The 6,000-nt window shown below is 63.1% G+C and carries 5 protein-coding genes; 4 read left to right on the forward strand and 1 reads right to left on the reverse strand.

The window, feature by feature from the left end; all coding sequences use genetic code 11:
- The first annotated feature begins 30 nt into the window (after positions 1-30).
- The 3 genes from WH299_RS25280 (at position 31) to WH299_RS25290 (ending at position 2,636) form a co-directional block, all read left to right on the forward strand.
- Positions 31-897, forward strand: coding sequence for a LysR substrate-binding domain-containing protein (locus WH299_RS25280; RefSeq protein ID WP_126569976.1), 867 nt, complete (start codon positions 31-33; stop codon positions 895-897).
- Between the two features lie 90 nt (positions 898-987).
- Positions 988-1,458 carry a RidA family protein gene (locus WH299_RS25285; protein WP_339551619.1) on the forward strand — a complete coding sequence of 157 codons (471 nt, stop codon included), beginning with the start codon at positions 988-990 and terminating at the stop codon, positions 1,456-1,458.
- Positions 1,455-2,636 carry an aminotransferase class V-fold PLP-dependent enzyme gene (locus WH299_RS25290; protein WP_339551621.1) on the forward strand — a complete coding sequence of 394 codons (1,182 nt, stop codon included), beginning with the start codon at positions 1,455-1,457 and terminating at the stop codon, positions 2,634-2,636. Before WH299_RS25285 ends, WH299_RS25290 begins: the two co-directional genes overlap by 4 nt.
- Here WH299_RS25290 and WH299_RS25295 read toward each other — a convergent pair.
- Entirely contained in the window at positions 2,633-2,974 is a 342-nt protein-coding gene (locus tag WH299_RS25295) for a hypothetical protein (RefSeq protein WP_016975077.1), read from the reverse strand. The genes WH299_RS25290 and WH299_RS25295 overlap by 4 nt on opposite strands.
- Positions 2,975-3,193: 219 nt before the next feature.
- On the opposite strand from WH299_RS25295, the gene rapA reads away from it, so the two are divergent.
- A partial coding sequence (rapA, locus tag WH299_RS25300) for an RNA polymerase-associated protein RapA (protein ID WP_339551623.1) occupies positions 3,194-6,000 on the forward strand: 2,807 nt, incomplete at its 3' end.

A 6,000-nucleotide genomic window follows, 5' to 3' on the forward strand; every position in this document is an offset into this window, starting at 1 on the left:
GCCTTTCCCCGAACCCGGAGACGCTCTCAGGTGGCACTGCACAAGGACCTTCCACCATTGCTGGCACTGCGTGCCTTCGAAGCCGTGGCGCGGCATTTGAGTTTTATCAAGGCTGCCGGCGAGTTGTCGGTAACCCAGAGCGCTCTCAGTCATCAGGTGCAGAAACTTGAGCAGCATCTAGGCAAACCGCTGTTCATCCGACGCACCCGCGCGATCGATCTGACCACCGAAGGCCAACAGTACTACGACGAAATCCGCCCTGCCCTCGTTGCCATCGCCGCCGCCACGCGTGCCCAGCGGGTTGCCCCCAGCTCCACCGTATTGCGCGTCGGTTTACTGGCATCTTTCGCCACGCTGTGGCTGGCGCCGCGTTTGGCGGATTTTCTCAACCGTTACCCGCATATCCAGGTGGAGTTGTTGCCGGCGATTCAGTTGGCAGATGTCGCGGGCGCCGAGGTCGACCTGGCCATCCGCTACGGCAAGGGTGATTGGCCCGATGTCCAGGCCACGCGACTCATGCCCGAGGTTATCTCCCCGGTGTGCAGCCCGTCATTCAAGGCACGCCAGGACAGTCCGTTGCTGATGGCCACTTCGCACCGCCCTTTTGAATGGACCGACTGGTCTGCGCACTACCAGGTCGACCTCACCCACCATCCCCGCGTAATGCTGCACGACTACAACATCGTGGTCGAAGCCGCCGTCGCCGGACAAGGCATCGCCATGGGCCGCCATCGCCTGATCGAGCGTCGATTACAGGACGGCAGCCTGGTGGAAGCTTTCGACTGGCCGCCCTATCACAGCGACATCGGCTACTGGCTCATCGCGCCCGAAGGCCCCGCCACTGAAGCCACCGCGTGTTTCAGCCAGTGGCTGAAGGAAGCCTGCGCCGACGCGTGAGCTATTTCGATACATCGCGTGAGATCTATCCGTTTGTCGCCCCTCGATGCAGCCAACATGCTGAAACCTCCTGAACCCAGAGGATTCATCATGAGCGACTCCATCCGCGAACGCGTGCAAGCCCTTGGCCTCACGCTGCCTACCCCCAGCCAGCCAATTGCCAACTACATCAACCACGTCATCAGCCAAAACCACCTGTTCGTTTCCGGGCAAATTCCCCTGGTCGATGGCAAACCCGCCTACGTCGGTCGCTTGGGCGAATCCCTCAGCGATGAAGAAGGCGCACAAGCGGCGGAATTGGCGGCTTTGGGCCTGCTGGGGCAATTGAGCAATGCCTTGAATGATGACCTATCGCGCCTGGTGCGCACCGTGCGCCTGGGGGTATTCATCGCCAGCAGCGCTGATTTCAAGCAACAGAGCGTGGTCGCCAACGGTGCCTCCAACCTGCTGGTCAACGCCCTTGGCGAACAAGGCCGACATGTGCGCACCGCCGTGGGCGTCTCCAGCCTGCCGGCCGGCGTAGCCGTGGAGGTGGATGCCCTTTTCGAGTTACGCCCGTGAGCCCGCTCGAAGTCCAGCAGCTGCGGGACGACACGCCGGGCTGCCAATCCGGCATCGTGCACTTCAACCCTGCCGGCGCATCCCTGCCCAGCCAGGCGACCCTCGATGCAATCATTGAGCAACTGCAACGCGAAGCTCGCGACGGCCCGATGGAAGCCGGCGAACATGGCGCGGTGCTGGTGGAAAAAGCCCGCCGCGCCGCCGCGCAACTGCTCAATGCACCCGCCGCCTCGATCGCCTTTGCCGGCAGCGGCTCGACTGCCTGGAGCCTGGCGTTCCAGGCATTGGGGCCTTGGCAGCCGGGCGATCGCATTCTGGTGGGCCGCCATGAATGGGGCGGCAACCTGGCCAGCATGGAGCTGGCAGTGCAGGCCGGTGCCCGAGTAGAAACCATCCCTTGCGATGAGACCGGCGCGGTCTGCCCGCTGGTGCTGGAATCGATGATCGATGCACACGTCAAGCTGATCGACCTCACCTGGCTCCCAGCCAATGGCGGCCTGATCAACCCCGCCCAAGCCATCGGTGAAGTGGCCAGGCGTCACGCTATCCCCTACTTCATCGACGCAGGGCAAGCCGTCGGCCAAGTGCCCGTGGATGTTCAAGCGTTGCAGTGCGACGTGCTCAAGTCGGCCGGACGCAAACACCTGCGTGGCCCACGGGGCACCGCGTTGTTGTATGTGCGACCGGACTTTCTTGAACGCTTGAGCCCGGCCCAGCGCGACGTGTTTTCAGCGCCATGGACCGCCCAGGGTTTCGATCTGCGCAATGACGCCCGGCGCTTTGAGACCAGCGAGACCTCCTTCGCCTTGCTCGCAGGCCTAGGCAATGCGCTACAGGAGATGAATCGCCTGGGCATCGAGCGCGTCTGGGAAAGGGTGTCGCAAACCGCTGAGCGAATCCGCGACGAATTGCGTGGGATTGCAGGCATTACCCTGCATGACCTGGGCACGCAGCAATCAGGCTTGATCGCCTTCAACCTGGCCGGCTGGGATGCATTCGAACTGAAGCGGCGCCTGGGCCTGAAGCGCATCAATATCGGCGCCAACGGCGTGGCCTACACGCCATTGGATATGCAGGCACGGGGCCTGGAAAGCGTGGCGCGGATCTCGGTCAGCCCGCTCAACACCGAGCACGATATCGAGTTGCTGATGGCCGCGCTGCGCGAGTTGCGCGACTAAACCTCGACGTCCACCCACAAGCCCTGGCGCGGGGCATCTTCGATCAGCGGCACCACCGGCACGGTGTTGTCGGCGTTGAGCACATCCCCCGGAATGGCCAGGTGCTGCTCCGGGTCTTCATCGGCTTCACGCCGGCGTTTCTGTTGTTCCTGCTGACGGCGTTGTTCTTCGCGCAGCAAAAAGGCCGACGTCTCGGCGTCGCCCTTTTTCAGGTCGATGGTGCTCTCGTTGGAGCCCGGTTGAACTGGCACCACGGGCGGGATATCCGGCTTCTGTCGCACCGGATCGAGTTGTGACGTCACCGGCACAACGCTGACGGGCAGCATGGGTGGCAGCATAGTGATTATTCTCCTGATCAACAGGCTGTCGGCGGGTTGCAGGGCGACTTGAGCACAGGGTTGCCAACCTGTGACCCAGTCGACACTCCCAAGTGCCCGCCACCCGTCGATTCGGCTTCCGGCCCCCCACGCAAACGGAGTAGTTTTTGTCAGAGTCCTTGGGCGTGGGGGCTTGTTCCGTTAAGATAGTCGGCTTTTTCACGGCGGGAGTCAGGCAGCATGGCGCAGCAGTATCAACCGGGGCAACGCTGGATTAGTGACAGCGAAGCAGAGCTGGGGTTAGGCACCGTTCTGGCACAGGACGGCCGCTTGTTGACCGTGCTCTATCCGGCCACTGGCGACACCCGCCAGTATGCGCTACGGAATGCGCCCCTCACTCGCGTGAGGTTTTCGCCGGGTGACAGCATCACCCACTTCGAAGGCTGGAAAATGACCGTACAGGAAGTCGACGACGTCGACGGCCTGCTGGTGTATCACGGCCTCAATGGGCAGAACGAGCAGGTCACCCTGCCGGAAACCCAGCTCTCCAACTTCATCCAGTTCCGCCTGGCCAGCGACCGTCTGTTCGCCGGGCAGATCGACCCGCTGGCCTGGTTCTCGCTGCGTTACCACACGCTGGAACACACCAGCCGCCAGTTGCAGTCCTCGCTGTGGGGCCTGGGTGGCGTGCGTGCGCAACCTATTGCTCACCAACTGCATATCGCCCGCGAAGTCGCTGACCGTATCGCGCCTCGGGTACTGCTGGCTGACGAAGTGGGCCTGGGCAAGACCATCGAAGCCGGCCTGGTGATCCATCGCCAATTGCTGTCGGGTCGCGCCAACCGCGTGCTGATCCTGGTCCCGGAAAACCTTCAACACCAGTGGCTGGTGGAAATGCGCCGCCGCTTCAACCTGCAAGTTGCCCTGTTTGACGAAGAACGCTTCATCGAAAGTGATGCCACCAACCCGTTCGAAGACACACAGCTTGCGCTGGTAGCCCTGGAGTGGCTGGTGGACGACGAGAAGGCCCAGGACGCACTGTTCGCCGCCGGCTGGGACTTGCTCGTGGTCGACGAAGCCCACCACCTGGTATGGCACGAAGAAAAGGCCAGCCCTGAATACGCACTGGTCGAACAACTGGCCGAAGTGATTCCTGGCGTACTGCTGCTCACCGCCACCCCGGAGCAATTGGGCCAGGACAGCCACTTCGCACGCCTGCGCCTGCTCGACCCGAACCGCTTCCACGACCTTGCGGCCTTCCGCTCCGAAAGCGAGAACTATCGCCCGGTCGCCGAAGCCGTGCAGGAGCTGCTGGACAAGGGGCGTCTCTCCCCTGCCGCACATAAGACTATCCAGGGTTTCCTCGGCAACGAAGGTGAAGCCCTGCTCACCGCCGTCAACGATGGCGACACCGAAGCCAGCGCACGCCTGGTGCGCGAGCTGCTCGACCGTCACGGCACTGGCCGCGTGCTGTTCCGCAACACCCGCGCCGCCGTGCAGGGTTTCCCGGAGCGCAAGCTGCACGCCTACCCGTTGCCAAACCCGGACGAATACCTCGAGTTGCCGCTGGGCGAGCACGCCGAGCTGTACCCGGAAGTCAGCTTCCAGTCGCAGCCGGACATTGAAGAAGAAAACCGCTGGTGGCGCTTCGACCCGCGCGTCGAGTGGCTGATCGACCAGCTGAAAATGCTCAAGCGCACCAAGGTCCTGGTGATCTGCGCCCACGCCGAAACCGCGATGGACCTGGAAGACGCGCTGCGCGTGCGCTCCGGTATTCCGGCCACGGTGTTCCACGAGGGTATGAACATCCTCGAACGTGACCGCGCCGCCGCCTACTTCGCTGATGAGGAGTTTGGCGCCCAGGTGCTGATCTGCTCGGAAATCGGCAGTGAAGGCCGCAACTTCCAGTTCTCCCACCACTTGGTGCTGTTCGACCTGCCGTCTCACCCCGACCTGCTGGAACAGCGGATCGGCCGTCTGGACCGGATCGGCCAGAAACACGTGATCGAACTGCACGTGCCGTACCTGGAAACCAGCCCGCAAGAGCGTCTGTTCCAGTGGTACCACGAAGCGCTGAACGCCTTCCTCAACACCTGCCCGACCGGCAACGCCTTGCAGCATCAGTTCGGCCCACGCCTGCTGCCGCTGCTGGAGAACGCCGACGACGGCGAGTGGCAAGCCCTGATCGACGAGGCCCGTGCCGAGCGCGAGCGTCTTGAAGAAGAGCTGCACACTGGTCGCGACCGCCTGCTGGAACTCAACTCCGGCGGCGCGGGTGAAGGTGATGCGCTGGTCGAGGACATCCTGGAGCAAGACGACCAGTTCGCCCTGCCGATCTACATGGAAACCCTGTTCGACGCGTTCGGCATCGACAGCGAAGACCATTCGGAAAACGCGCTGATCCTCAAGCCCAGCGAAAAGATGCTCGACGCCAGCTTCCCCCTGGGCGACGACGAAGGTGTGACCATCACCTACGACCGCAACCAGGCGCTGTCGCGCGAAGACATGCAGTTCATCACCTGGGAACACCCGATGGTGCAGGGCGGCATGGACCTGGTGCTGTCCGGCTCCATGGGCAACACCGCCGTGGCGCTGATCAAGAACAAGGCGCTGAAGCCGGGCACCGTGTTGCTGGAACTGCTCTATGTCAGCGAAGTGGTTGCCCCACGCTCGCTGCAACTGGGCCGCTACCTGCCGCCGGCCGCCCTGCGCTGCTTGCTGGATGCCAATGGCAACGACCTGTCGAGCCGTGTGTCATTCGTGACCCTCAACGACCAGTTGGAAAGCGTGCCACGAGCCAGCGCCAACAAGTTCATCCAGGCCCAGCGCGACCAGCTGACGCCACGGATCAACGCCGGTGAAGAGAAGATCACCCCGCAACATGCCGAGCGCGTGGCCGAGGCCAAGCGTCGCCTGGCGGCGGACACCGACGAAGAACTGGCGCGCCTGACCGCGTTGCAAGCGGTCAACCCGACCGTACGTGACAGTGAGTTGGTGGCCCTGCGTGCCCAGCGTGAGCAAGGTTTGGCCATGCTGGATAAGGCGGC

Source organism: Pseudomonas sp. MYb541 (assembly GCF_037479595.1).
GTDB classification, from domain to species: domain Bacteria; phylum Pseudomonadota; class Gammaproteobacteria; order Pseudomonadales; family Pseudomonadaceae; genus Aquipseudomonas; species Aquipseudomonas canadensis.

What these genes read in the sequence shown, in the direction of transcription:
- WH299_RS25295 (WP_016975077.1), bottom strand. Translation starts at nt 2,974, where the DNA reads ATGCTGCCACCCATGCTGCCCGTCAGCGTTGTGCCGGTGACGTCACAA.
- WH299_RS25285 (WP_339551619.1), top strand. Translation starts at nt 988, where the DNA reads ATGAGCGACTCCATCCGCGAACGCGTGCAAGCCCTTGGCCTCACGCTG.